We start from the raw sequence: 24,319 nt of genomic DNA, 5'->3' as shown, positions 1-24,319 counted from the left end.
ACAAGGATCAACGATTGGTACAAACCATGATGTTGAATGACCAATGGGCACACAATATGTGTATTGAAAAAACGGAAATTATCTATTACTGTAAAAAGAAGGTTGGACCAATTCACAAAAGAAGGAGACGGCATATGAGTTTTCATGATCAACCAATACTACCTGCTGTTCGCAATATGAAGCAATTTGAAGAGTTTTTGAAAAGTCCATTTACATACGGGGTCCTCCTTGATGTACACTTAGGCCGGCTAAAGGGCATCATGAAAGAGGCAGATGTACACAATAAGAAGATGTTTATCCATGTGGATTTAATCCACGGAATCAAACATGATGAATATGGAACTGAGTTTATTTGTCAGGAGATGAAACCAGCTGGAATTATTTCTACTAGGTCTTCTGTCATAGTAAAAGCTAAGCAAAAAAAAGTATATGCCATTCAGAGAATGTTTTTACTTGATACAAGTGCGATGGAAAAAAGCATGGAGTTCGTCGGAAAGCACCGCCCAGATTTTATTGAAGTATTGCCAGGTGTAGTGCCAGATTTAATTTCAGAAGTACGCGAAAGAGCTGGAATACCAATATTTGCAGGGGGATTTATTCGGACAAAGGAGGATGTGGAAAGAGCGCTTGAGGCAGGAGCAACAGCAGTCACCACATCAAATATAGAGCTATGGAAAGCGTTCCAAAAATGAAAAAGATAAAGTGTGAAAATTGATTGACAACGTTTTCACTCTCTGATACTATAGCACTAAGTTAATCTAATGTGATGGAGAAACGGAGATCCACAACAACGCTTTACTAGGTGACAATTTACCCTTATGTAAAGTATGTTTGTTGTGGATCTTTTATCTTTATCTTTTTTTACACATTCATAGGGGATGGCAACTGAACCAGAGGAGGAATTTTTATGACACCATTTTGGGGTGAAGTCGTAGGTACAATGCTACTCATTATTTTTGGAGGCGGTGTATGTGCAGCAGTTAATTTAAAGAAATCGTTCGCATACCAGTCCGGCTGGATTGTCATCGCTTTCGGATGGGGATTTGCAGTAGCGATTGCAGCTTATGCAACCGGTGGAATTAGCGGGGCACATTTAAACCCAGCGCTTACGATTGGTCTTGCATTAGAAGGGAGTTTTCCTTGGGCTGACGTTCCAATGTATATTGTTGGTCAAATGCTTGGCGCATTACTCGGAGCTATTATTGTCTTTTTACATTACTTACCGCACTGGAAAGCGACAGACGATCCAGGAGCAAAACTTGGTGTTTTCTCAACTGGTCCAGCTATTCCATATACCTTTGCGAACGTACTAAGTGAGGTCATTGGTACATTTGTATTGGTTCTTGGGATATTGGCAATTGGTGCAAATAAATTTGCAGACGGGGTGAACCCGCTGATTGTTGGCTTTTTAATTGTAGCAATTGGTCTTTCTTTAGGTGGAACAACCGGTTATGCGATTAACCCAGCACGTGATTTAGGACCTAGAATAGCTCATGCGATTCTGCCGATTCCAGGTAAGGGTCCATCTAATTGGAGATATGCTTGGGTTCCAGTAGTTGGTCCGATTTTAGGCGGAGCATTTGGCGGTGTTTTCTACAATGCAGCCTTTAAAGCAAACGTCACACCAGCCTTTTGGATTGTAAGCGCTATTTTAGTTGTGGTATTGTTAGGACTCTATTTCACTACAAAAAACCAAACGCAATCAGTCAATGAAAGCATATAAGGGGAGGAAAAACACCATGGCAAAAGAAAAATATATTCTTGCATTAGATCAAGGGACAACAAGTTCAAGAGCAATTTTATTTGATAAAGAAGGAAAGATTGCTCATACAGCACAGAAAGAATTCAATCAATATTTTCCTAACCCTGGCTGGGTAGAGCACAATGCAAATGAAATCTGGAGCTCTGTTCTGTCTGTTATTTCAACAGCCCTTATTGAATCAGGGATTGAAGCAGACCAAATCGCAGGTATCGGGATTACAAACCAGCGCGAGACAGCGGTTGTTTGGGATAAACATACAGGCGCACCAGTATATAATGCGATTGTTTGGCAGTCTAGACAAACATCTGGCATTTGTGAAGATCTGAAAGCACAAGGACATAGTGAGACATTTAGAAATAAAACAGGTCTTCTCATCGATGCTTATTTCTCAGGAACAAAAGTAAAATGGATTTTAGACAATGTAGAAGGTGCACGTGAGAAAGCAGAAAACGGGGACTTGCTGTTTGGAACAATTGATACGTGGCTCATTTGGAAAATGACTGGCGGCAAATCACACGTGACAGACTATTCTAATGCATCAAGAACATTAATGTTTAACATTTATGAACTGAAATGGGATGAAGAATTACTTGAAATTCTAGGCATACCTGCTTCTATGCTTCCAGAGGTGAAACCATCTTCACACATTTATGGTGAAACGACTGATTACCACTTCTTTGGCAAAAATATCCCGATTGCAGGAGCAGCGGGAGATCAGCAGTCTGCTTTATTCGGTCAGGCTTGTTTTGAAGAAGGAATGGCGAAGAACACATATGGCACAGGATGTTTCATGTTGATGAATACAGGGGAAAAAGCAATTAAGTCGGATCATGGATTATTAACGACCATTGCATGGGGCATTGACGGTAAAGTGGAATATGCTTTAGAAGGAAGTATATTTGTTGCTGGTTCAGCGATTCAGTGGTTACGTGATGGACTCAGAATGTTTAAAAACTCTAAAGACAGCGAAGTCTATGCAAAGCGTGTTGACTCAACAGATGGCGTCTATGTCGTTCCAGCATTCGTTGGTCTAGGCACGCCATATTGGGATAGTGATGTAAGAGGTGCTGTATTCGGTCTAACACGCGGTACTTCTAAAGAGCACTTTGTCCGTGCAACGTTAGAATCACTTGCTTATCAAACGAAAGATGTTTTAGATGCAATGGAAAAAGATTCAAATATCTCATTAAAAACATTACGTGTTGATGGCGGGGCAGTGAAGAATGATTTCTTAATGGGCTTCCAAAGTGATTTACTGGATGTACCAGTAGAACGTCCAGAAATTAATGAAACAACGGCACTCGGTGCAGCCTACCTTGCGGGAATAGCTGTCGGCTTCTGGAATGACCGTTCAGACATTGCAAAACAATGGAACCTTGACAAGCGCTTTGAACCTAAGATGGAAGAAGACAAAAGAGCCACGTTATACAGCGGATGGAAAAAGGCTGTAAAAGCAGCTCAAGTTTTCAAATAAACAAAAAGTATGGTATACTACGGGTAAGTTAATAGAACGGTTGGAGAACTGGAGAGACCGCATGCACCGAAGTGTAGTGATACGCTTTGGGTGTTTGCGGTCTCTTTTTCTTTACCGTACAACATGGGAGGAACAAGAGATGACTTTTTCTAGCTTGGAAAGAGAACAGATGCTTCAGGAAATGACAAAAAAACCGTATGATGTATTTATCATTGGAGGGGGTATTACAGGTGCTGGTACAGCACTTGATGCGGCTTCGCGTGGAATGCGTGTTGGTTTAGCTGAAATGCAAGACTTTGCGGCAGGTACGTCTAGCCGTTCAACAAAATTGGTGCACGGTGGTTTGCGTTATTTAAAACAATTTGAAGTGAAAATGGTTGCAGAAGTCGGCAAAGAACGTGCCATCGTGTATGAGAATGGACCGCATGTGACAACACCAGAGTGGATGCTTCTTCCGATGCATAAGGGCGGGACATTTGGTAAATTTTCAACGTCAATTGGTCTGAGAGTGTATGACTTTTTAGCAGGAGTGAAGCATAGCGAACGAAGAAGCATGCTCAGTGCGAAAGAAACACTTGAAAAAGAACCGCTTGTGAAAAAGGACGGTCTAAAAGGCGGCGGCTACTATGTGGAATACCGTACAGATGATGCGCGCCTCACAATTGAAGTCATGAAAGAGGCAGTGAAATTCGGGGCAGAAGCTGTCAACTATGCGAAGGTGAAAGAATTTATTTATGACAAAGGCAAAGTCATCGGTGTGATCATTGAAGACGTCATGACAAATAAAACGTATGATGTGTATGCGAAGAAAATTGTCAATGCAACAGGTCCGTGGGTAGATCAGTTAAGAGAAAAGGACCATTCCAATGAAGGGAAACACTTACAGCATACAAAAGGTATTCACTTAGTATTCGATCAATCAGTTTTCCCATTAAAACAAGCGATTTATTTTGACACGCCAGATAAACGGATGGTCTTTGCCATTCCAAGAGAAGGCAAAACGTATGTTGGCACAACTGACACTGTGTATAAAAAACAGCTTGAGCATCCGCGTATGACAAAAGCAGACCGTGATTATGTCATCCAAGCGATTCAGTACATGTTCCCAGACCTCAACATTACAGAAAAGGATGTTGAATCCAACTGGGCAGGTCTTCGTCCGCTAATTCATGAAGAAGGCAAAGACCCTTCAGAAATTTCTCGTAAGGATGAGGTATGGACATCACCTTCAGGGTTGATCACAATTGCTGGAGGGAAATTAACTGGTTATCGCAAAATGGCTGAGCACATCGTGAACCTTGTACGTGATGAGCTCAAAAAAGAAACTGGCAAAGATTACGGACCATGTAAAACAAAACATATGCCAATCTCAGGCGGACATGTCGGCGGATCTAAAAATATGGCATCCTTTGTCCAAGCAAAAACGACAGAAGGTGCATCCATTGGTTTAACGGAACCAATTGCAAAAAAACTAGCCGAAAAATACGGCTCAAATGTCAGCAATATCTTCAAGCGTGTAGAGCAGCTTCAAGACGAAGCAGACAAACGAAACATCCCGCCTTATGTATTGGCTGAGCTTGTGTATGCTATTGAAGAAGAAATGGCCGTCACACCTGTTGACTTCTTCTTAAGAAGAACAGGAAGCCTATTATTTAATATTAAATGGGCGAAAACTTATGCACAACCAGTCATGGAATATATGGCAGATCGTTTTGGCTGGGATGAAGAGACAAGACAAAAACATCAAACAGAATTAGATCAGTTGTTCCATGAAGCCGTCGTACCGCTTGATGCTGAATAAGAGAAAAGAGCCGGTGTTCTATCGGCTTTTTTTGTTGTCATTGATAAAAGCGTGTAGGGAAATGTATTTTTAATTAGATCATTGTTGTGTTAATGTGCCAATGATATAGCATGACATTCATTGCGATTCCATATAGAATAACAGTAGATGTGATTTTATTGATGAAAAGAACTGGGAGGACGACCATGAGTTGGAATACAAATTATGAGCGTTGGATCAATGATAAGCAGCTAGATACTGAGCTAAGAGAATGGCTAGAGGCACATGGAGACGATCATCAAACTCTTGAAGACTGCTTCTACAAAAATCTTGAGTTTGGAACTGGAGGAATGCGCGGGGAAATTGGTGCAGGCACAAACCGCATGAATGTATACACGGTTCGAAAAGCATCGGCTGGTCTTGCTGCATATATTGGGAAACACGGAGAAGATGCAAAAAGAAGAGGTGTTGCCATTGCATATGATTCTCGCCATAAGTCTCCTGAATTTGCGATGGAAGCAGCGAAAACGCTTGCTTCAAATGGCATTCAAACGTACGTATTTGACGAACTGCGTCCAACACCAGAACTATCATTTGCTGTTCGGGAGCTGAATGCATTTGCTGGTATTGTCGTGACAGCTAGCCATAATCCACCTGAATATAATGGTTATAAAGTATATGGCGAGGATGGCGGTCAGTTGCCGCCATTTGAAGCAGATCAAGTCATTGAGCAAGTGAATGCCATTGAGAACGAACTTGCAATTTCAGTAGACACAGAAGAGGCATTGAAACAAAAAGGACTGATCAAAATGATCGGCGTAGAAATAGATCAAGCCTATCTTGAAAAGTTAAAAACCATATGTGTGCATCCTGAGCTTGCAGAGGAAGCCTTTGTGAAAGTGGTGTTTACCCCGCTTCATGGTACAGCCAATAAACCTGTCCGAAACGGGCTCAAAGCACTTGGCTACCAGCATGTGACGGTTGTTCCTGAACAGGAAAAGCCAGACCCGCAATTCTCAACTGTCACTTCCCCAAATCCGGAAGAGCATGCGGCGTTTGAATATGCAATCAAACTCGGTGAACGTCAAAATGCGGACATCCTGATTGCGACAGATCCAGATGCAGACAGACTTGGAATTGCTGTGAGGAACCATGAAGGGGAATTTACTGTCTTAACAGGCAACCAAACAGGTGCACTTCTTCTTCATTATTTACTATCTGAAAAACAAAAACTTGGTCAGTTGCCACCTCATCCAGTAGTGATGAAAACCATTGTTACGAGTGAGCTTGGGCGTGCTGTTGCGACAGCATTTGGTGCAGAAACGATTGACACCCTCACTGGGTTTAAATTTATTGGAGAAAAAATCAAGCAGTTTGAAGAAACCGGAGAATACACATTTCAATTCGGGTATGAAGAGAGCTATGGTTACTTGATCGGTGATTTTGTCCGAGATAAAGATGCGGTGCAAGCGGCTCTCCTAGCAGTTGAAGTCGCTGCCTTTTATAAAAAACAAGGCAAGTCATTATATGATGCGCTAATTGATATCTATAAAGAGTTTGGCTTTTACCGCGAGGGGCTAAAGTCGCTGACACTAAAAGGAAAAGAAGGGGCGGAGCAAATCTCTGCGATACTTCATACCTTCAGAACAAATCCGCCTACTGCAATAGCAGGTGAGCGCATTACAGTGATCGAGGATTATCAATCAAGTAAACGACACCTCATGACAGAAAAAAAAGAAGAAGACATCCAGCTGCCTACATCAAATGTGCTGAAATATTTCCTTGAAGACGGCTCATGGTTTTGCTTAAGACCGTCTGGTACTGAACCTAAAGTGAAATTTTATATTGCTGTGAAAGGTGAATCATTAACAGATAGTGAAGAGAAGCTAAAGCACTTATCAGAAGAAGTGATGAAAGTCGTTTATGACATTGTTGAAGAAACAGCCAAATAAAGAAAGCAGACAGCGTATACACAAAACTTGAGATCTTGAGCGTCAGTGCTCACGAATGTATCATACGCTGCGCATAAATAGCCCCATCAATCTGAAGCCATCATGCACATGATGGCTTTTTTTCTCATCCAAAAGTCTGAGGAAAAATCATCCTTTTCGATAAAGAGTCAAGTGATCGCTCATGTTATAATCAAAGCAATGATAAGAGGAGGCGGCATATGCCGGGTAAAAAACATGGGAGAATATAAAGAAAAGGTCAAAACGTTAAAAACGTTAAAAGAAATTGCTGAAAAATTAAATGAAGGCATGGAAATGAAAGACACGCTTCATGAAGTGCTTCATATGCTCATGGATGTGACGGGCTTTCAGACAGCATGGATTTATTTTATAGAAGATGATGGCTCGTATGAGTTGATGGCAGAAGTCTCATTACCTGATGCACTTGCGAAGCATCAAAAGCAATTGATGTGCCAAAATGATTGTTACTGTGTCAATCGATACACAAAAGGCTTGCTTCAATCAGCTACCAATATCATTAACTGCAAACGAATTGAAACCGCCATCAAGAACAATCTAGGAGATACTGAAGGGATTACTCATCATGCCACAGTACCGCTAAAGGCATATAAGCGTACGTTTGGTTTATTAAATGTGGCGGCAAAGGGCAAAGTGACATTTACTCAAGAAGAGCTCAACTTGCTTGAAAATATTGCGCTTCAAATTGGCACCGCCATACAGCGAATGAAGTTAGTTCAAAAGGAACAGCAACATGCACTGCTGGAAGAAAGAAATCGGCTTGCACAGGATTTACATGATTCTGTCAATCAAATGCTGTTTTCAGTTAGTCTCACTGCAAAGGCAGCGCGTCAAATGACAAGCGATCAAAAACTAGGGGAAATGATTGATTTTATTCAACATTTATCTCAGGATGCACTGATTGAAATGCGTTCACTCATTTGGCAGCTTAGACCAAGAGGACTTGAGAAGGGGTTCACATCAGCCATTGAAGAGTATGCACAGCTTTTAGGACTTACCTGCAAATTATCTATGTCAGGCTGTATGGAAATTGATCACGCTCAGCATGAGACATTGTTTCGCGTATGTCAGGAAGCATTGAATAATTGCCAAAAACATGCTGGTGTTCATGAGGTCGAAGTCAAGCTCGAGCAATTTGCAGAGACGTTCGATATGAAAATCATTGATCGTGGAAAAGGCTTTCATTATGATGAACAAATGAACCTTCCTTCTTTAGGGCTAAAAGGAATGGCTGAACGTATCCAAAGAATGGGTGGTACATTTGATATCTACTCTGAGCTGAATAAAGGAACCACCATCCATGTGCAAGTACCATTTTCTCTAGAAAGGAAGGGATCGTCATGAGAGTAGTCATTGCGGATGATCATCATATTGTCAGAAAAGGTCTGGTGTTTTTCTTGCAAACACAGCCTGATGTCGACATTATCGGTGAAGCATCAAATGGAGAAGAGGCACTTGAGGTTGTCAGGCAGACAAAGCCTGACATTGTGCTGATGGACTTATCTATGCCTATCATGAACGGGATTGAGGCGACTAAACAAATCATGACGGAAATGCCTAAAACCCGTATCGTCATCCTCACAAGCTATGCTGATAAAGATTATGTCATTCCTGCTATTCAAGCTGGTGCAAAAGCGTATCAGTTAAAGGATGTGGCGCCAGAGAAGCTACTCACCACAATGATTGAAGTGCAAAATGGCACGTATCAGCTTGATGGTCATATTACGAGCTTTCTCGTGCAGCATATTACTGACCCACAGGACCAGAAATGGGCGCTCATGAAAGAACTGACAAATAGAGAACGAGAAGTTTTATTTGAAATTGCAAAAGGCAAAAGCAATAAAGAAATTGCCACATCTCTTTTTATTTCAGAGAAAACAGTCAAAACGCATGTATCGCACTTGTTATCGAAACTAGAGCTTGCAGACCGAACGCAAGCCGCTCTTTATGCAGTTGAATATCAAAAAAACCAGCCAAAAGAATTGCTGTAAAAGAATACAGAACCAAATTGAAGAAATATTTTTTATGTAAAAAGATGGATAAAAAGCGAAATGTGAAGTTTATTCTCATAAAGTCAGGCTGTCGAGATTTCCTCAACAGCCTGAAGCTGAAACATCAGCTTTTTTTATGTGTAAATTGGTTCTGAATAAAGGTCGGAGGCGGCAACCTCTGAAGCATGGTCAATGTACTGCAGTAGCCCATTTAAACATTTTTCAACATCTGCATCGTTTCGATTAAATTGATACGCATGAAGGAAATGCTCAATACGTTTAGAGAGCAAGTCATCTTGCGTACGTACCATAAGAATAAGTAAATTATCCCATTGCGAACGATGCGTGTAATAAAGCGCCTTATCATAATCGGCCACATTCATTAAACCTTCTCCTTTCCCTTGAGAAGTCCTCATTAGTTTGCACGGATTATATCGGCTTTCTCAAAGGAAAAATTGGAGTCCGCATGAAAAGCGTACCGGCAATTATAGGTTGAATAAAATAAGGATGTATGAAAGGCAGTTGTTCGGCAAAACCTAATCAAAATATACATGAAAGTGAGTTCAATAAAAACATGCGGCCGAAATTGTGGATGCTTTTCCTAGTAGGGGTGATCTTACTTGGCAGTTTCATCACTCATCCTACATCAAAAGCGATCGGACAACCTGTTGAAAAAATGGGAAAAATTGCTTATACCGCCTTGCAAGACGAATATGAAGGCGCATCATTAAACGATTATCATTATATTGGACGGACACAGGTCAATGATGAGCAGACAAAAGATGTATTTCGTGTAACTGTCAAAAATGGTTCAGCCCTTTTTGCAGCTCATGCTGAAATTTATTTTCACCCTGTGACCGGTCATTTAATCAGTATCAATGTTTTTCGTCTATAAAAAAGCACCTCTGAAATAGAGGTGCCCAGCGTGTAGACAAACCCTCGCATTCGTTGTCAGATCATGCGTGCTGGTGCTCACGAATTTCATATTCGCTCCGCACAAGTACTCGGGTCCTCCTAGACTTCACGCTGAAAAGATGACAAAGGGCTTAAATAAAGCATTATTTCATGCTTCCTTGAAGATAAGAGCGAATGTCCACACCGAGTGAATCCGCTAATCTTTGTCCATAATCTTCATCCGCACGGTAGAAGTTGCAAATCGCAAGTAATTTCGTTTTTTCATTTACATTTTTCAAGTCAGCTGTCAGGTTCTTAATCAATGCTTGCTTCTCTTCTTCAGAATAGCTTCGATATTTTTCCCCCGCTTGTTTGAAGTCGTTTGGTTTTTCGATTTTTTCTCTCACTATACGATCACCATGAAGAACAGGTTCACTTTCTTTGTAGTGAGGGTTTTCTTTTGGCTGATCATCGTAACGATTCGGCTCATAGTTAATGGAACCGCTTGGGCGTGTCGTTGTCATAAAGCCATCCTGCTGGTTATTGTGTACAGGAGCATAAGGACAATTAACCGGAATATGCATATAGTTTGGACCAAGACGATGACGCTGCGTATCAGGATATGAGAATAGACGGCCTTGCAGCAATTTATCTTCAGATGCTTCGATTCCTGGAACAAGTGCACTTGGCGTGAAGGCAGATTGTTCTGTTTCAGCAAAGAAGTTTTTGGGATTACGGTTTAACGTCATGCGTCCTACTTTTTGAAGTGGATAATCTTCTTCACTCCAAGTTTTTGTTGGGTCACATGGGTCATAATCAAGGTCATCATAATCGCTAAGCGGCATAAGCTGGACATATAAATCCCATGCTGGATAGTTGCCTTTTTCAATGCGGTCAAATAAATCCCTTGTTGCATGCTGGAAATCTTTCGCTTGAATCTCTGCAGCTTCTTCCATAGTCAAATTGCGAATACCTTCTACTGGTCTCCAGTGATATTTCACATATTTGGTTTCTCCATATTTGTTGACCCATCTAAAGGTATGGACACCAGAACCTCGCATTTCGGCGTAGTTAGCAGGAATACCTTCGTCAGAGAACAGCCATGTGAGCATGTGTGTTGATTCGGGTGTTAAGGTCATGAAATCCCAATAACGGTCAGGATCTTGAATGTTTGTTACAGGATCTGGCTTTAGAGAGTGAACCATATCAGGAAACTTCATCGCATCACGAATAAAGAAGACAGGCAAGTTATTACCGACCAAATCGTAGTTCCCTTCTTCTGTATAAAATTTGACAGCGAAGCCGCGAGGGTCACGCAATGTTTCAGGTGAGCCTTTCGGGTGAATCACCGTTGAGAAGCGAACAAAAACATCTGTCTGTTTCCCTTCTTCACCTAAAAAGGCTGCTTTTGTATGTTTCTCCATACTATTTTCGACTTCAAAGACACCATAAGCTCCGGCACCTCTTGCATGAACGACACGCTCTGGAATACGTTCACGATCAAAGTGTGCAAGCTTTTCGATCAAATGATAATCATCAAGAAATGAAGGTCCACGGTGACCAGCAGTTCTGGAGTTTTGGTTATCGCCAACAGGCACGCCTTGGTTCGTCGTCAAATTTGTATGATTGGAATTTGTCATTCTTTTCTCCTCCTGTAAACAAAAAATGGTTTCTAACAATCTATATACCCTAATTATATTGAATCAAACATGATAGTCAATATTTATTTATAATAATTTTAAATAAACTATTATTACAAAAAAGTAAAGAAAAAGACGAAAGAAATTGAATTCTTCCGTCTAAAGCAGGTGTTCTCTAAGAGCATCTTTGTTTTGTGTTAAGTCTTTTAATGTGTATTGGTCAAGAACACATAAATAAGCGGTGAGCGCTTCATGAAGAACATGCTTCAATGAACAAATGGGGGAGATAATACAGCTGTTTTTTTGGGGATTAAAACATTCGACCATGACTAAATCATCTTCTGTATAGCGGACCACTTCACCAATATTGATGCTTTCTGGACTTCTTCCAAGTCTAATACCACCATTTCTCCCGCGAATTGTTTCCACATACCCGCGTTTTCCAAGATGGTAAATCACCTTGGTCAGATGATTTTTAGAAATGCCATAGATATCTGCAATCTGCTGAATATTTGACAGTTCATTGTTTTCTCTAGATGCTAAATAAATGAGTACCCTTAATGAGAAATCTGTGTAATTCGTAAGTTTCATTTGACGACCTCTAAACCTAATAGAGTTTTGTATCATCGTACCACATTTTGGACAAGAACTGGTCGAAAAAGTGTTAAATGTGACAACATTTAAAACATGTATTATAAATATTGCTTTTATAATCCCTCATCCATTACGATTAAGATGTATTTAAAATACATCTTTTGAAAGAAGGAATTTCTATGTTATCTAATGCGCAAATGAATACGATTAAACAATCAGCTCCTCTACTAAAAGCCAAGGGAATAACACTTGTTACCGTTTTTTATCAAAATATGATTAGACAGCATCCAGAGTTACTTCATCAATTTAATAAAACGAATCTTATGAACGGCAGTCAGCCAAAGGCACTTGCCGCTATACTATATCAAGCCGCACTTCACATCGACAGATTAGAAGAGCTGCTGCCAGCAATGAAACAAATTGCCCATAAACATGTCAGTGTACAAGTGAAAAAAGAGCAATATCCTATCGTTGGGTATCATCTACTTGAGGCGATGAAAGACGTTTTTGGCTTAACAGATGAGGATGACACATTATTGGCATGGAAAGCTGCATATGACGTCATTGCCAATGTATTGATCACAATTGAAGCAGACATGATAAAAGAAAACGTGAAGCAAAGAGGCGGCTTTTCGGACTCCAAGCCTTTTATCATCAAAAAAAAGATACAAGAATCCCCATCCCTTATCTCCTTTTATTTAGTGCCAGAAGACGATGATGAGCTACCAATGTATCAAACAGGTCAATACTTAACTGTGCAGGTAGATATCCCAGGTGAAACTTACGTATCTAGCAGACAATACAGTTTATCAGATCAATATCACCCGTCGTATTACCGTATAACAGTCAAGCGTGCTGGTCATGTTTCTACATATTTACATGATGAAATGAATGAAGGGGACGTTCTTCAAGTGAGTATGCCTCAGGGAATGTTCTGCTTAAATGAAGAGAGTACGGAGCCTGTTTATTTGATCAGTGCCGGTTCTGGAATCACGCCAATGATTGGTTTGATGAAAACCGCTGCATCCAACAATCAGTCATTTACAATGATCCATGCAGATCGCCTAGAGGACGTGACTGCCTTTGAAAAAGAGCTTGAAACGGTTCTTAAGACATCTTCCAATGGCCGAATCATCCTTTGTAACGAACAATTTGAGCAGCGTGCAGGATTTGAGCTGGTGGAAAAAATGGCGACCCGTATTGATGAGCCATTCCTTCGATCAGTTATTGGAGAAGAGAAAGGTCAATTTTATCTTTGCGGCTCACCAACATTTATAAATGACATGATCAGCATATTAAAAAAGATGGGAATTGACGATCAGCATCTTCACTTTGAGGCATTTGGCGGGCAATCAACGAAAGAAATTGAAGTCGTCTAAACCTCATGTTTTTCTTATTCCGTTCATATAGTAGGGATAAGTCCGATGAGGAGGGATGGTATCCTTGAGCGTATCTGAAAAACGTCTCTTACAAAGAGCCATTGATGAAATTACAGAAATTGCAGAAGGATTTGGTCTAGATTTTTATCCAATGAGGTATGAAATCTGTCCCGCGGAAATTATTTATACGTTCGGTGCATACGGTATGCCAACACGCTTTAGTCACTGGAGCTTTGGGAAGCAATTTTATAAAATGAAACTCCACTATGATTTAGGATTAAGCAAAATTTATGAGCTAGTAATTAATTCAAATCCTTGCTACGCCTTTCTACTTGATAATAATTCGCTTGTTCAAAATAAATTAATTGTTGCTCATGTATTGGCACATTGTGATTTTTTCAAAAATAATTGCCGATTCCAAAATACAAAACGCGATATGGTAGAAAGTATGGCAGCGGCGGCAGAACGAATCAAAGAGTATGAGATTCACCATGGAACAAAAGAGGTAGAATCCTTTTTAGATGCGGTCTTAGCCATACAGGAGCATATTGATCCTTCTCTTGTTCGTCCTAAATTAAGCTGGAATATTGAAGATGAAGAGGAACTAGAAGAGGAGAAGCTAAAACAAAAAACACCGTATGATGATCTATGGGGAATGGATGAGGGAAAGACAATTGAGAAAAAGAAACCAGTGAAGCAGTTCCCGCCAAAGCCAGAAAAAGATCTTTTGTTATTTATTGAGGCGCATTCACGTGAGCTTGAGCCGTGGCAGCGAGACGTTTTGACCATGCTTAGAGAAGAAATGCTCTACTTTTGGCCGCAGCTTGAAACAAAGATTATGAATGAAGGCTGGGCATCTTATTGGCATCAGCGAATTATGCGTGAACTTGATCTTGATTCAAGCGAATCAATAGAGTTTGCCAAATTAAATGCCGGGGTGGTGCAGCCATCTAAGACAGGAATCAATCCATATTATTTAGGATTGAAAATATTTGAGGATATTGAGGAGCGCTATAATCACCCAAATGAGGAATTAAAAAGAGCTGGTGTGACAGAAGGGTCAGGTCGTAGCAAAATGTTTGAAGTGCGTGAAATAGAGTCGGATATTTCTTTTATCCGAAACTATTTAACAAAAGACCTCGTGATGAGAGAAGACTTGTACTTGTTTCAAAAACAAGGGAGAGATTATAAAGTCATTGATAAGGAATGGAAGGCAGTTCGTGATCAACTCGTAAGCATGAGAGTAAATGGCGGGTTTCCTTATTTGACGGTCATAGATGGTGACTATTTAAAAAACAATGAACTATATATTAAGCATTGGTATGAAGGCATTGAGCTGGATTTAAAATATCTAGAAAAAGTGCTTCCTTATTTGTATCAGCTCTGGGGAAGAAGTGTTCATATCGAGTCAGTTCTTGAAGACAAAGAAGTCATGTTTTCATACGATGGAAAAGGTGTTCATAGGAAGTATCTTGCTTAAATAGATCAAAAAAGATGTCTTTTGAGGGACATCTTTTTTGTTGTGATACACAAATTTAAATTTATTGGTTTTTAAGCAATTGAAAGATATGTTTGGCTTGATCTGTGTTTTCCATGATACCTTTCAGTTGCTGGCTTGATGGTCCGTATGCAAAGAATGGTACTTCGTCCCCAGTATGGCCTGAGGTGGTCCAGCCTGTATGTGACCTAGTGTTGATCACTTTTTCAATGGCATCATCAATGTTGACAGCTTCTTTTGTTGCAGCCGCCTTTTCAACAGAAGCGATTTCATCTTTTGTGAAATCGAGGTCGATATATTGTTTGAGGGCTGATTCAACAGCCATACCATTTGCTATTTTGTTTGCTATATAGTCAGGCGTTTTTTTCGCTGCTTTCACGGGATTGACATTCCAGCTTCCTGACCCGTCTGCACCGAAGGAAAGTCCGCCAGTTGAATGGTCCGCAGTTGCGATCACCAGTGTGTTTTTATCCTTTTTAGCAAAACGAATGGCTTCTTCAAAGGCTTTTTCAAAATCTTTCATTTCACTCATGGCACTGACAATATCATGATCATGCCCCGCCCAGTCAATTTGACTGCCTTCTACCATGAGGAAGAATCCTTTTTTGTTTTTAGAGAGTTGCTGAATCGCTGAGGAAGTCATTTCTTGCAGGGAAGGGGTATTTTGATCACGATCAATCGCTTTTTCCAGACCGCCTTCAGCAAAAATACCTAATACCTTTTGATTGTTATTTTTGTTGAGTGCTGTTTTATTTGTTACATAATGATAACCTGCTTTTTGGAATTCCTTCGTTAGGTCACGATCTTTTCGGACAAAGTCCACAAGTCCTCCGCCAAGCATGACATCAACTTTGTGTTGTTTCCCGATTTTCTCATCAAAGAAATCATCGGCAATGGCCGCTGTATTCTTTCTTGATACATCATGTGCAGCATATGCAGCAGGCGTGGCATTTGTTAATTCAGATGTCACGACAAGACCAGTGGACTTCCCTTTACGCTTTGCTTCTTCTAAAACGGTTTTAAGCTTCTTACCATTCTGATTTACGCTAATGGCATTATTGTATGTTTTTTTCCCAGTGGCCATTGCTGTACCAGCAGCTGCTGAATCTGTGATGTTGCTTTTAGCGTCATTAGGGTATGTTTTTTGCATGCCAGTGAGGTAAGGGTCAAACGCTGTCTGTTTAGAAAGGTCTCCGTTGTGTTTAAATGAGCGGTAAGTTGAAAGGTAAGGTGTTCCCATGCCATCACCAATGAGTACAATGACATTTTGCACTTCATTTTTAGGTTTCTTTTTGGCCTCGGCTTTGTCAGCCTGTCCAAATTCAATTCCTGAGAAAATACCAATCGACAGAACGGATGCCGCTGCTACAGCGGCTATTTTCGTTTTTGAGCTTTTCAACACACTCATTCATTTTGCCTCCTCTTATGTATTTTTCTTACATTGATCATGGTAGAGCAGAATTGTGAATTCTTTTTAACAAACCCGTAAAGTTCACTTTAAAATTGAAAAGGCTCACTTTACATAGAATGGACAAAAAACAGAAATGAATGTATCTTTATCCATGATAAAATGTGTTTGTTTTTGTCATGGTTGTGTCATGAAATTGAAATATAAAGAACCCTAAAAAAAAATGATTTTTGTCGAATTAATAAGCAAAATGTCGCAGGAAGTCAAGACTATTTCTTTTGGTATTTGCTCCTTATAATAGAAAGCAGATAAAAATACGGATTAGATAGATACATACAGGAGGAACAGATGAAAAGACAATTGATCACAGCTGCAAGTGCAGTTCTACTTGGAACGACATTATTTGCTGGAGCTGCTTCTGCACAATCAGTAAAGGTTCAAAAAGGTGACTCTCTTTCCGTTTTAGCGAAAAAATATAAAACAACTGTGAGCAAAATTAAATCTGACAACAAGCTAAAATCTGATGTGATCTATGTTGGACAAACATTAAAGGTGAATGGGACTAGTGCTACAACAACGAAAGTGAAAACCTCTTCATCGGCGGCAACTCATAAAGTCGTGAAAGGGGATACGTTATCTAAAATTGGCAAGAAGTACGGAATGACGGTGAAAGAACTCAAATCATTAAATAAACTTAAAACCGATCTTATCAAAATTGGGCAAGTGTTAAAGGTGAAAAAGACGTCTAAAGTAAAGTCAGCACCTGTCAAAGAAAAAACAGTCTCTGCCTCTTCATTAAATACTTCTAAACTCGTAGCAGATGCCAAAGCACAAGACGGTACACCATATAAATGGGGTGGAACGACACCGAAAGGCTTTGATTGCAGCGGGTTTATGTGGTATATCATCAATAAACAAACAAAGATTCCAAGACAAACAACAGAAGGTTTTTGGCGCTCTATGAAAAGTGTCTCTAAGCCAAAAGTTGGGGATTTTGTCTTCTTTACAACGTATAAGTCTGGCCCATCTCATATGGGTGTTTACATTGGAAGCAACAAATTTATTCATGCTTCGTCTGACGGGGTTACCATTAGCGATATGACATCAAGCTACTGGAAGCCAATTTACCTTGGGGCTAAAACATTTGTCAACTAATCATCCCAAAAGAGACTGCCGATGTGCAGTCTCTTTTCTAATATATAATTTGTGTAAGATCATCAGACATATTTCATATTTTCAATATCAGTCTAAAGGCTTTTGCCTATCATCAATATCAACATGTTTAGAAGAAGAAACGATTAATTGCCGTTTGCTTATAATTATATTAAAAAAGATAATTTTTGTTTTTTATCATAAATCGAGAGGAACACGTTGTGTATTGATTAGATATCGAGAAGAATAAAACCCATATTTTTACAGATATTTCGCTGTTATATGTTAATTTTTTAATCTATTTTTCAAAAAAGTGTTTTTATTTTTTAATTTTCATATATAATAATTTTACGCCACCAATTTATTGCGCTAAATTTAATCTAAATATTCAGAAAATATCGCAAATTATGTGCATGGCGTCTTTAGACTGATATTAAGTTTTGGGAGTGATATGATGAGCAATTCATTGTTTAGAAAAAAGAGTATTTCAGAGCTCATTGCGGCAACACAAGGAGAGAAAGCCTTAAAGAAGGAACTAGGGTCATTTGACCTAACCATGCTAGGGATTGGTGCTATTATAGGAACAGGGATATTTGTTCTTACAGGTACGGGAGCTGTCACAGCTGGACCAGGACTCGTTCTATCATTTATAATCGCAGGCCTTGCTTGTTTGTTTGCAGCACTGTCTTATGCGGAATTCGCATCGACTGTTCCCGTTTCAGGATCTGTGTACACATTCACTTATGCATCAATGGGAGAATTTTTAGCATTTATCATAGGATGGGATTTAGTTTTAGAATACATGCTGGCAGCAAGTGCTGTTTCTGCAGGTTGGTCTGGCTACTTTGTTTCATTTTTGAATGGCATAGGCATTCATATACCGGTTGAATTAACAGCAGCACCAGGTGGTTTAAAGGGGCAAGTGACATATTTTAATCTTCCTGCATTTATTATTTTAATGATTATCACCTTCTTGCTGTACATCGGAATTAAAGAATCAAAGCGTGTCAACAATGTCATGGTGATTATGAAAATTGCTGTGATTCTGCTCTTTATTATAGTGGCAGTGAAATATGTAAAGCCAGAAAACTGGACACCATTTGTTCCGTTCGGTACATCAGGTGTATTAAGTGCAGCAGCACTCGTGTTCTTTGCTTTTATTGGATTTGATGCTGTTGCATCTGCGGCAGAAGAGACGAAGAATCCTGCACGCAATCTGCCAAGGGGCATCATTACTTCTTTATTGGTCTGTACGATTCTGTATGTCATTGTAAGTGCAATCATGACGGGAATTGTACCATTTATGAACTTTGATGGAGTGTCACATCCTGTGTCTCTAGTGTTACAAGTAGCAGGGCAAAACTGGGTGGCTGGAATAGTTGATGTAGGTGCGATTTTAGGGATGACAACGGTGATGCTTGTCATGCTGTACGGTCAAACGCGTGTCATGTTTGCGATGTCTCGTGATGGTCTAGTGCCAAAAACACTTTCGAAAGTCCATCCAAAGTATAAAACACCTTATATCAACACACTCTTTTTCGGTACATTGTCTGCATTAATGGGAGGGCTCATTCCACTTGATGAACTTGCAAGTCTTGTCAATATCGGTACACTCTCAGCCTTCATTCTTATTTCAGTGGCAGTGATCGTGATGAGAAAAACACAGCCTGATGTACCAAGGGCATTTAAGTGTCCAGCAGTTCCACTGATCCCAATATTGGCCATACTCTCATGTGGATTGCTCATCTATAAGCTTGGTACTATTACATTTGTTCGTTTCTTAGTGTGGCTTGCCATTGGGTTAGTTGTATATTTTTCATATTCGAGAAAAAATTCAGAATTAAACAAAAAATAATCGTCACACACAAAAAGCCAGTGCGCTCACTTGATAAAGTCAAGTGGCACTGGCTTATACAGTTTAAAAACCTAATTGAAGATCTACATCGATGGAAACAATCGCATAGACACAGACGATGACAAAAATATTCAAGACAACGCCTAGGAAACCTGGACCAGTACGCCCTTTTTTAATGATCAGTTCAATAATGCCAAAGGGAACTGCGGCCATTGCAAAGGGCAGCATTTGAAAAGAATAAAATGTCACGTTGCTTATAATGGCGAGGTTCAACATAAGCAACGATAAAATAGCAGTTCCGACAGAAATCCAGCCAAATACATTATGCTCTTTAAAAATTCTTACCAATTCCATAATTCCACCTCGCTTACTTTTGCCGTTTTAATTCGTTTATTTTTCACGAGCTTCTCGATTTCTTTAGAAGGTCCTGTGATGACAGAGCCATAAATGGCGACGCCATTTTGATTGATATAGCGTATCCGATTAGATAGATCGAGTTCAGGTCTGCCGGAGATGGTTTTCACCCATGTTGGGTGTTGATTGACATAGGCAAGCGCATCTTTGAATTGATCTACTTCTGTTTTCGATGTGTGCTGAAGTTCTTTTAAAAACTCTGAGTCTTTGCCAGGAAAACCGATCGGACGCTGATTACCACTTAATGAATCCTCTGTTTTAATGGCGTTCCATAGCACTTTTATATCGTATTTCTTAGCAAATGAATAGACGTCCTTTGGTGTATAGGCTCTGTCATACGATACATATACTTCACTCACTGTTCCTTCTGGCAGTTTGTCTAATGTTGTCAGTGTTTGTTTTTTAGATGCATCTGCTTGAATAGAAGGATGGCTAAAGAACTGTTCTGTATTTTTTGCATTGTCGCCATAAAAAGAGACAGTTGGCTGCTTTATTTTATCAAAAAACATTTCAATTTGCTCGCTGCCAATAGCTTCTGTTTTGTTGCCAATTTGTTTTTGAAGCTTTAGCTCTGTGTTCATGCCGAACAGTTTGACTTGTCCTTTTAAATCCTTCATATCAATCGCCACGTTTGGTTTTGTCAGTGCAACAGTTATTGCGGCCGTTTCCATAAAATGATTGCCTTTGCTTTCTGCTCCGCCAACCCCGTAATATAGATAACTTCCAAGTGTACAGAGCGGCAAAATAATGAGGGTAGAGATTACGGCAAGTACTGAAATGCGTAAATAAGATTTTCTTTTTCCATACTGTAAAATGGCTCTTTGCTTTTCAGGACTGATCGAAAAGTCCGTCCAATCTGAGTCGTGCAGTTCTTGACTTAAACGCTTTTCATTTTCTTCAAGCTCTTCTTCAAACGCCATCATTTCTTCCTCATTCATTTCGCCATTATTATATTGTTCCCATCGCTTGTTAAACTCTTCATTCATCATTAACACCTCTATTGTAAAGTGCTTTTAGGCGCTGCCTTGCACGAAATAAGACACTTTTAAAATTTGCTTCAGTAATATTCATGACCTTGGATGCTTCCTTGTAGTTCAGTTCTTTTAAATAATACAGTGTCAACGCTTCCTTGTAGTTATCTGGAAGCTGCTCTAAATACATGGTGAGCACTTCTTTTATTTCAATCTGTTCAGCAGGACTTTGTACAGATGTTTGTAAAAGACCACCAATCAGATCATCCGATATGGTCACTTCTTTTTTATGTTTCCTGACATAATCAATAAAAGCATTTCGTGCTACCTGAAATAACCAAGGCTTCACTTTGCTATGGTCGTAGGAATGAATATGTATATAAGCACGCATAAAGGTTTCTTGCAATAAGTCTTCTGCCAAATGTTTGTCTTTTGTCATGGAGAGCAGAAACCTGTAAACATCGTTCATATACATTTGATAAATTTCATCGATCGTCACTGATTTTTCTCCCCTCTATGTTATACACGCATAAGAAAGGCATAAAGTTGCACGAAACTTCTAATAGACCGTACATCACTCTTTATTCTCTTTCACCAAATCAAAATCATTTCTTCTTATCATAGCGAAATTCGTTTCATTTATAAAGCATTTTCAATAGAACAAATCAGGAAAAAAACTCGAAAAACGACAGAATTGGACAAAATTCCTATTCAACTCTCTCCAACATTTCAAATCTAAAATCCGAAAGAACAGCTAGACAAAGCGAATAAATGACATGTTTAAAGACGGTGACAGTCATTTTTACAGCATGTCTAAATTTTTAGTACCAGGTAATAAAAAATTTGTTATAATAGAAACGAATCCTTCATTTTTCAGACAAAGGAAGTGCAGTATGTATAAATTTTCAGGATATACCTTAAAAGCATTATTTGCTCTCCGAGGCGGAATAAAAGTGTACCAAAAAGAGAATCTGCCAACGGATCGAGGTTTTGTCATTGCTTGTACGCATGAGGGTTTTGTGGATGTTCTTGCATTAGGGGTAGGAATTCTCCCGTTTGAGATCCACTATATGGCGAAAAAAGAATTGTTTGCAAATAAATGGATTGGTGGATTCTTAAAAAGGATTCATGCTTTCCCAGTTGATCGAGAGAATCCTGGACCGAGCAGTATTAAAACGCCTATTAAATTATTAAAAGAAGGAAAGATCGTGGGGATTTTTCCAAGTGGAACACGAACAACAGGAGATGTCCCTTTAAAAAGAGGGGCTGTCACTATTGCACAATTGGGAAAAGCTCCGATTGTGCCAGCAGCCTACAAAGGCCCATCAAATGCGAAAACCCTTTTCAAGAAGGGGAAAATGCGTTTAATCATTGGGGAGCCGATCGAGCTTACTGAATTCGAGCATCTGCCTCCAAAAGAAAGATTAGGTGCTATGACCGAAGTGTTAAATACAAAAATTAAAGAACTAGAAGCACAATTAAAAGGGATGGCATAAGAAAAAACGACCACTTGCTAAGGCAAGGGTCGTTTTTTCTTATGAAGCGCCTTCTTCGGCTGCTTCTAATAGTTGTTCATTTAATTTCTTCACTTCAATGTATGCTACGTGATGCCCATCGACTTCATTAATAATAAATTCATAGCCTTGTTCACGAATGGAGTCATTTTTCTCCACTTCATATTTCTGCGTGAGGAACCAGCCGCCGATCGTGTCAACTTCTTCATTATCAAGTGAAATACCTAAGAGCAGGTTGACTTGATCCACAAGGACTTTCCCATCTAAGATGTAATGGTCTTCGCCAAGTTTACGAACTTCGTTGATTTCGTCTATGTCGAATTCATCACGGATTTCTCCGACAATTTCTTCTAAGATATCTTCAACGGTGACAAGTCCTGCTGTTCCGCCGTATTCATCTGATAAGATGGCCATGTGTACACGTTCACGCTGCATTTTGAGCAATAAATCATGAACGGGAACCGTTTCAATCACATGAATAATCGGGTTCACAAACTTTTCGATCGTATCACTTGTTGAACACTCTCCACTAATGCAGGCTGTGAGAACCTCTTTAATATTTACTACACCGATAATATTGTCTTTGTCTCCATCTTCAATTGGATAACGTGTATATTTCTCTACCTTGGTGACTTTCAGCATTTCCTCAATGGTAATGTCATGGGGGAAGCTGACGACCTCGGTACGAGGAATCATAATTTCTTTCGCCAACCGGTCATCAAATTCGAAAATTTTATTGACATATTTGAATTCAGACTGGTTAATTTCGCCGCTTTTATAGCTTTCTGATAAAATAATCCGCAATTCTTCTTCAGAGTGTGCCATATCATGCTCAGATACTTGCTGAAGACCAAACGCTTTTGTTAATAAACGAGCAGATCCATTTAAAACCCAAATGAACGGGAACATCACTTTGTAAAATATCATCAGTGGTCTAGCAAAAAGCAGAGATACTTGCTCAGCCTTTTGAATGGCAAGTGTTTTTGGCGCAAGCTCTCCAACCACAACGTGTAAAAACGTCATGATACTAAACGCAATAATAAAAGTGATGATGTGACTAGCTGATTGAGGAATCGACAGTTCTGCAAATAGTGGTGCAAGCATATGCGCAATGGTTTCTTCCCCTAACCAACCAATACCAAGTGCGGTAATGGTAATCCCAAGCTGACAGGCAGATAAATACTCATCAAGATGAGTCGTTACGTGCTTAACAGCAACTGCTGTTTTATTACCTTCTGCTATTAATTGATCAATTCTTGAGCTTCTTAAGCGAATGATCGCAAACTCTGACGCCACGAAAAATGCAGTCAAAGCTATGAGTAAAGCAACTATGAGTAAATTAACTATGTCCAATTAAGGCCTTCGTTCTGACTGTTGAGAACGAAGGTAACACCTCCTGTTTAGTAAAAGATTTTAACTTAACAGCAGTAAAAATGATTGGACAGCCGTCATTTTTTCAGGAGTAAGCTGCTCTTTTAATTTTTCACGTTGTTCTGGCTGAAGCTGCTTACAACGTGCCAAAATGCGGTCCATATGCTCATTCATCCGATCAATATCAGAGGTTAAATGGACAAGTTCATCTTGTTCTTCTTTTTGGGAAGGGAATTGTTCATCTAATCTGGATTTGATGTCAGAAAGAGCCAATCTCTGCTGTTTGCAAAAAACGATTAATTGTAATCGTTTTAAAGCATGTTCATCGTAATAACGATAATTCGAGCAAGATCTGACAGGCGCCAGCAGTCCTAGATTTGTATAGTAGTCCACTGTTCTTTTCGTTACCTGTGCAATCTGTGCTAGTTCACCAATACGATACTTTTTCTCAGCCCCATCTGAACATCTCCTCCTAACCGTCACGTTATAGTTTATGAAAATAGTTTAATATAATTCAAGGCTGAAATACAAGTTAATTGTTTATTTTCCCTGTTAATATAAAGAAACAGAGGGGATTTCCTTTTAGATTGTCATGCCAAAAATAAAATGACCTTACATGAATTTTCAGATTATT

The 24,319-nt window shown here is 39.6% G+C and carries 22 protein-coding genes; 13 read left to right on the top strand and 9 right to left on the bottom strand.

Translation table 11 applies throughout. The features are described 5' to 3' along the window. Positions 1 to 134 precede the first annotated feature (134 nt). The 7 genes from ABVJ71_RS07210 (at position 135) to ABVJ71_RS07180 (ending at position 8,995) form a co-directional block, all read left to right on the top strand. Positions 135 to 692, top strand: a complete 558-nt coding sequence (locus ABVJ71_RS07210) for a glycerol-3-phosphate responsive antiterminator (RefSeq protein WP_353856279.1) — start codon at positions 135 to 137, stop codon at positions 690 to 692. Positions 693 to 907: 215 nt separating this feature from the next. After that, positions 908 to 1,723, top strand: coding sequence for an MIP/aquaporin family protein (locus tag ABVJ71_RS07205; RefSeq protein WP_353856278.1), 816 nt, complete (start codon positions 908 to 910; stop codon positions 1,721 to 1,723). 16 nt (positions 1,724 to 1,739) lie between these two features. Further along, positions 1,740 to 3,236: a glycerol kinase GlpK gene (gene glpK / locus ABVJ71_RS07200; protein ID WP_353856277.1), complete on the top strand. Its 1,497-nt coding sequence runs from the start codon at positions 1,740 to 1,742 to the stop codon at positions 3,234 to 3,236. Between the two features lie 139 nt (positions 3,237 to 3,375). Beyond that, positions 3,376 to 5,037: a glycerol-3-phosphate dehydrogenase gene (glpD, locus tag ABVJ71_RS07195; protein WP_353856276.1), complete on the top strand. Its 1,662-nt coding sequence runs from the start codon at positions 3,376 to 3,378 to the stop codon at positions 5,035 to 5,037. 185 nt (positions 5,038 to 5,222) lie between these two features. Beyond that, positions 5,223 to 6,968 (top strand): phospho-sugar mutase, encoded by a 1,746-nt coding sequence (locus tag ABVJ71_RS07190; RefSeq protein ID WP_353856275.1) that lies wholly within the window; start codon positions 5,223 to 5,225, stop codon positions 6,966 to 6,968. A gap of 234 nt (positions 6,969 to 7,202) precedes the next feature. Next, the gene (locus tag ABVJ71_RS07185) at positions 7,203 to 8,348 is read left to right on the top strand and encodes a GAF domain-containing sensor histidine kinase (RefSeq protein ID WP_353856601.1); all 1,146 of its coding nucleotides are present in this window, start codon (positions 7,203 to 7,205) and stop codon (positions 8,346 to 8,348) included. Then, positions 8,345 to 8,995 (top strand): response regulator transcription factor, encoded by a 651-nt coding sequence (locus ABVJ71_RS07180; protein WP_353856274.1) that lies wholly within the window; start codon positions 8,345 to 8,347, stop codon positions 8,993 to 8,995. Before ABVJ71_RS07185 ends, ABVJ71_RS07180 begins: the two co-directional genes overlap by 4 nt. A gap of 134 nt (positions 8,996 to 9,129) precedes the next feature. On the opposite strand, the gene ABVJ71_RS07175 is transcribed toward ABVJ71_RS07180, so the two are convergent. Beyond that, positions 9,130 to 9,378, bottom strand: a complete 249-nt coding sequence (locus ABVJ71_RS07175; RefSeq protein ID WP_353856273.1) for a YhdB family protein — start codon at positions 9,376 to 9,378, stop codon at positions 9,130 to 9,132. A 128-nt stretch (positions 9,379 to 9,506) separates the two neighbouring features. Here ABVJ71_RS07175 and ABVJ71_RS07170 point away from each other — a divergent pair, with 128 nt between their 5' ends. After that, positions 9,507 to 9,890, top strand: a complete 384-nt coding sequence (locus ABVJ71_RS07170) for a YqzG/YhdC family protein (RefSeq protein ID WP_353856272.1) — start codon at positions 9,507 to 9,509, stop codon at positions 9,888 to 9,890. Positions 9,891 to 10,053: 163 nt separating this feature from the next. Here ABVJ71_RS07170 and ABVJ71_RS07165 read toward each other — a convergent pair whose 3' ends face one another. Continuing rightward, positions 10,054 to 11,529 (bottom strand): catalase, encoded by a 1,476-nt coding sequence (locus ABVJ71_RS07165; protein ID WP_353856271.1) that lies wholly within the window; start codon positions 11,527 to 11,529, stop codon positions 10,054 to 10,056. Positions 11,530 to 11,688: 159 nt separating this feature from the next. Next, entirely contained in the window at positions 11,689 to 12,120 is a 432-nt protein-coding gene (locus ABVJ71_RS07160) for an Rrf2 family transcriptional regulator (RefSeq protein ID WP_353856270.1), read from the bottom strand. 182 nt (positions 12,121 to 12,302) lie between these two features. Between ABVJ71_RS07160 and ABVJ71_RS07155 the strand changes: the two genes are divergently transcribed. Together ABVJ71_RS07155 and ABVJ71_RS07150 are read left to right on the top strand one after the other, a co-directional pair. Then, positions 12,303 to 13,502 carry a globin domain-containing protein gene (locus tag ABVJ71_RS07155; RefSeq protein ID WP_353856269.1) on the top strand — a complete coding sequence of 400 codons (1,200 nt, stop codon included), beginning with the start codon at positions 12,303 to 12,305 and terminating at the stop codon, positions 13,500 to 13,502. A 64-nt stretch (positions 13,503 to 13,566) separates the two neighbouring features. Further along, on the top strand, positions 13,567 to 14,982 hold the full coding sequence (locus ABVJ71_RS07150) for a SpoVR family protein (protein ID WP_353856268.1): 1,416 nt from the start codon (positions 13,567 to 13,569) through the stop codon (positions 14,980 to 14,982). A gap of 61 nt (positions 14,983 to 15,043) precedes the next feature. On the opposite strand, the gene ABVJ71_RS07145 is transcribed toward ABVJ71_RS07150, so the two are convergent. Beyond that, positions 15,044 to 16,408 (bottom strand): alkaline phosphatase, encoded by a 1,365-nt coding sequence (locus ABVJ71_RS07145; RefSeq protein WP_353856267.1) that lies wholly within the window; start codon positions 16,406 to 16,408, stop codon positions 15,044 to 15,046. A 348-nt stretch (positions 16,409 to 16,756) separates the two neighbouring features. On the opposite strand from ABVJ71_RS07145, the gene ABVJ71_RS07140 reads away from it, so the two are divergent. Together ABVJ71_RS07140 and ABVJ71_RS07135 are read left to right on the top strand one after the other, a co-directional pair. After that, entirely contained in the window at positions 16,757 to 17,563 is an 807-nt protein-coding gene (locus ABVJ71_RS07140; RefSeq protein WP_353856266.1) for a LysM peptidoglycan-binding domain-containing protein, read from the top strand. A 451-nt stretch (positions 17,564 to 18,014) separates the two neighbouring features. After that, entirely contained in the window at positions 18,015 to 19,415 is a 1,401-nt protein-coding gene (locus ABVJ71_RS07135) for an amino acid permease (protein ID WP_353856600.1), read from the top strand. A 63-nt stretch (positions 19,416 to 19,478) separates the two neighbouring features. Here the strand turns inward: ABVJ71_RS07135 and ABVJ71_RS07130 are convergent, their stop codons facing one another. From ABVJ71_RS07130 to ABVJ71_RS07120, 3 genes are read right to left on the bottom strand one after another with little or no spacing between them, the layout of a single operon-like run. Then, positions 19,479 to 19,769 carry an anti-sigma factor gene (locus ABVJ71_RS07130; protein ID WP_353856265.1) on the bottom strand — a complete coding sequence of 97 codons (291 nt, stop codon included), beginning with the start codon at positions 19,767 to 19,769 and terminating at the stop codon, positions 19,479 to 19,481. After that, the gene (locus ABVJ71_RS07125; RefSeq protein WP_353856599.1) at positions 19,757 to 20,815 is read right to left on the bottom strand and encodes an anti-sigma factor; all 1,059 of its coding nucleotides are present in this window, start codon (positions 20,813 to 20,815) and stop codon (positions 19,757 to 19,759) included. The genes ABVJ71_RS07130 and ABVJ71_RS07125 overlap by 13 nt, the downstream gene beginning before the upstream one ends. Further along, positions 20,808 to 21,299 carry a sigma-70 family RNA polymerase sigma factor gene (locus ABVJ71_RS07120; RefSeq protein ID WP_353856264.1) on the bottom strand — a complete coding sequence of 164 codons (492 nt, stop codon included), beginning with the start codon at positions 21,297 to 21,299 and terminating at the stop codon, positions 20,808 to 20,810. Before ABVJ71_RS07120 ends, ABVJ71_RS07125 begins: the two co-directional genes overlap by 8 nt. A gap of 394 nt (positions 21,300 to 21,693) precedes the next feature. Here ABVJ71_RS07120 and ABVJ71_RS07115 point away from each other — a divergent pair, with 394 nt between their 5' ends. Next, positions 21,694 to 22,296, top strand: a complete 603-nt coding sequence (locus ABVJ71_RS07115) for a 1-acyl-sn-glycerol-3-phosphate acyltransferase (protein ID WP_353856263.1) — start codon at positions 21,694 to 21,696, stop codon at positions 22,294 to 22,296. A gap of 39 nt (positions 22,297 to 22,335) precedes the next feature. On the opposite strand, the gene ABVJ71_RS07110 is transcribed toward ABVJ71_RS07115, so the two are convergent. Beyond that, positions 22,336 to 23,667: a hemolysin family protein gene (locus ABVJ71_RS07110; RefSeq protein WP_353856262.1), complete on the bottom strand. Its 1,332-nt coding sequence runs from the start codon at positions 23,665 to 23,667 to the stop codon at positions 22,336 to 22,338. Positions 23,668 to 23,727: 60 nt separating this feature from the next. Further along, positions 23,728 to 24,168 carry a MerR family transcriptional regulator gene (locus ABVJ71_RS07105; protein ID WP_353856261.1) on the bottom strand — a complete coding sequence of 147 codons (441 nt, stop codon included), beginning with the start codon at positions 24,166 to 24,168 and terminating at the stop codon, positions 23,728 to 23,730. Positions 24,169 to 24,319 lie beyond the last annotated feature (151 nt).

The sequence above is a fragment of the Bacillus sp. Bos-x628 genome, assembly GCF_040500475.1.
In the GTDB taxonomy this organism is placed as follows: domain Bacteria; phylum Bacillota; class Bacilli; order Bacillales; family Bacillaceae; genus Bacillus; species Bacillus maqinnsis.
This window is presented reverse-complemented; position numbering and strand designations above follow the sequence as displayed.

Bases quoted from the DNA above. Each gene is read 5' to 3' on its own strand.
- ABVJ71_RS07180 (WP_353856274.1), top strand. From the start codon at position 8,345: ATGAGAGTAGTCATTGCGGATGATCATCATATTGTCAGAAAAGGTCTG.
- ABVJ71_RS07190 (WP_353856275.1), top strand. From the start codon at position 5,223: ATGAGTTGGAATACAAATTATGAGCGTTGGATCAATGATAAGCAGCTA.
- glpD (WP_353856276.1), top strand. From the start codon at position 3,376: ATGACTTTTTCTAGCTTGGAAAGAGAACAGATGCTTCAGGAAATGACA.
- ABVJ71_RS07165 (WP_353856271.1), bottom strand. From the start codon at position 11,529: ATGACAAATTCCAATCATACAAATTTGACGACGAACCAAGGCGTGCCT.
- ABVJ71_RS07185 (WP_353856601.1), top strand. From the start codon at position 7,203: ATGGGAGAATATAAAGAAAAGGTCAAAACGTTAAAAACGTTAAAAGAA.
- ABVJ71_RS07145 (WP_353856267.1), bottom strand. From the start codon at position 16,408: ATGAGTGTGTTGAAAAGCTCAAAAACGAAAATAGCCGCTGTAGCAGCG.
- ABVJ71_RS07175 (WP_353856273.1), bottom strand. From the start codon at position 9,378: ATGAATGTGGCCGATTATGATAAGGCGCTTTATTACACGCATCGTTCG.
- ABVJ71_RS07140 (WP_353856266.1), top strand. From the start codon at position 16,757: ATGAAAAGACAATTGATCACAGCTGCAAGTGCAGTTCTACTTGGAACG.
- ABVJ71_RS07130 (WP_353856265.1), bottom strand. From the start codon at position 19,769: ATGGAATTGGTAAGAATTTTTAAAGAGCATAATGTATTTGGCTGGATT.
- ABVJ71_RS07135 (WP_353856600.1), top strand. From the start codon at position 18,015: ATGAGCAATTCATTGTTTAGAAAAAAGAGTATTTCAGAGCTCATTGCG.
- glpK (WP_353856277.1), top strand. From the start codon at position 1,740: ATGGCAAAAGAAAAATATATTCTTGCATTAGATCAAGGGACAACAAGT.
- ABVJ71_RS07125 (WP_353856599.1), bottom strand. From the start codon at position 20,815: ATGAATGAAGAGTTTAACAAGCGATGGGAACAATATAATAATGGCGAA.
- ABVJ71_RS07160 (WP_353856270.1), bottom strand. From the start codon at position 12,120: ATGAAACTTACGAATTACACAGATTTCTCATTAAGGGTACTCATTTAT.
- ABVJ71_RS07205 (WP_353856278.1), top strand. From the start codon at position 908: ATGACACCATTTTGGGGTGAAGTCGTAGGTACAATGCTACTCATTATT.
- ABVJ71_RS07155 (WP_353856269.1), top strand. From the start codon at position 12,303: ATGTTATCTAATGCGCAAATGAATACGATTAAACAATCAGCTCCTCTA.
- ABVJ71_RS07210 (WP_353856279.1), top strand. From the start codon at position 135: ATGAGTTTTCATGATCAACCAATACTACCTGCTGTTCGCAATATGAAG.
- ABVJ71_RS07170 (WP_353856272.1), top strand. From the start codon at position 9,507: ATGAAAGGCAGTTGTTCGGCAAAACCTAATCAAAATATACATGAAAGT.
- ABVJ71_RS07115 (WP_353856263.1), top strand. From the start codon at position 21,694: ATGTATAAATTTTCAGGATATACCTTAAAAGCATTATTTGCTCTCCGA.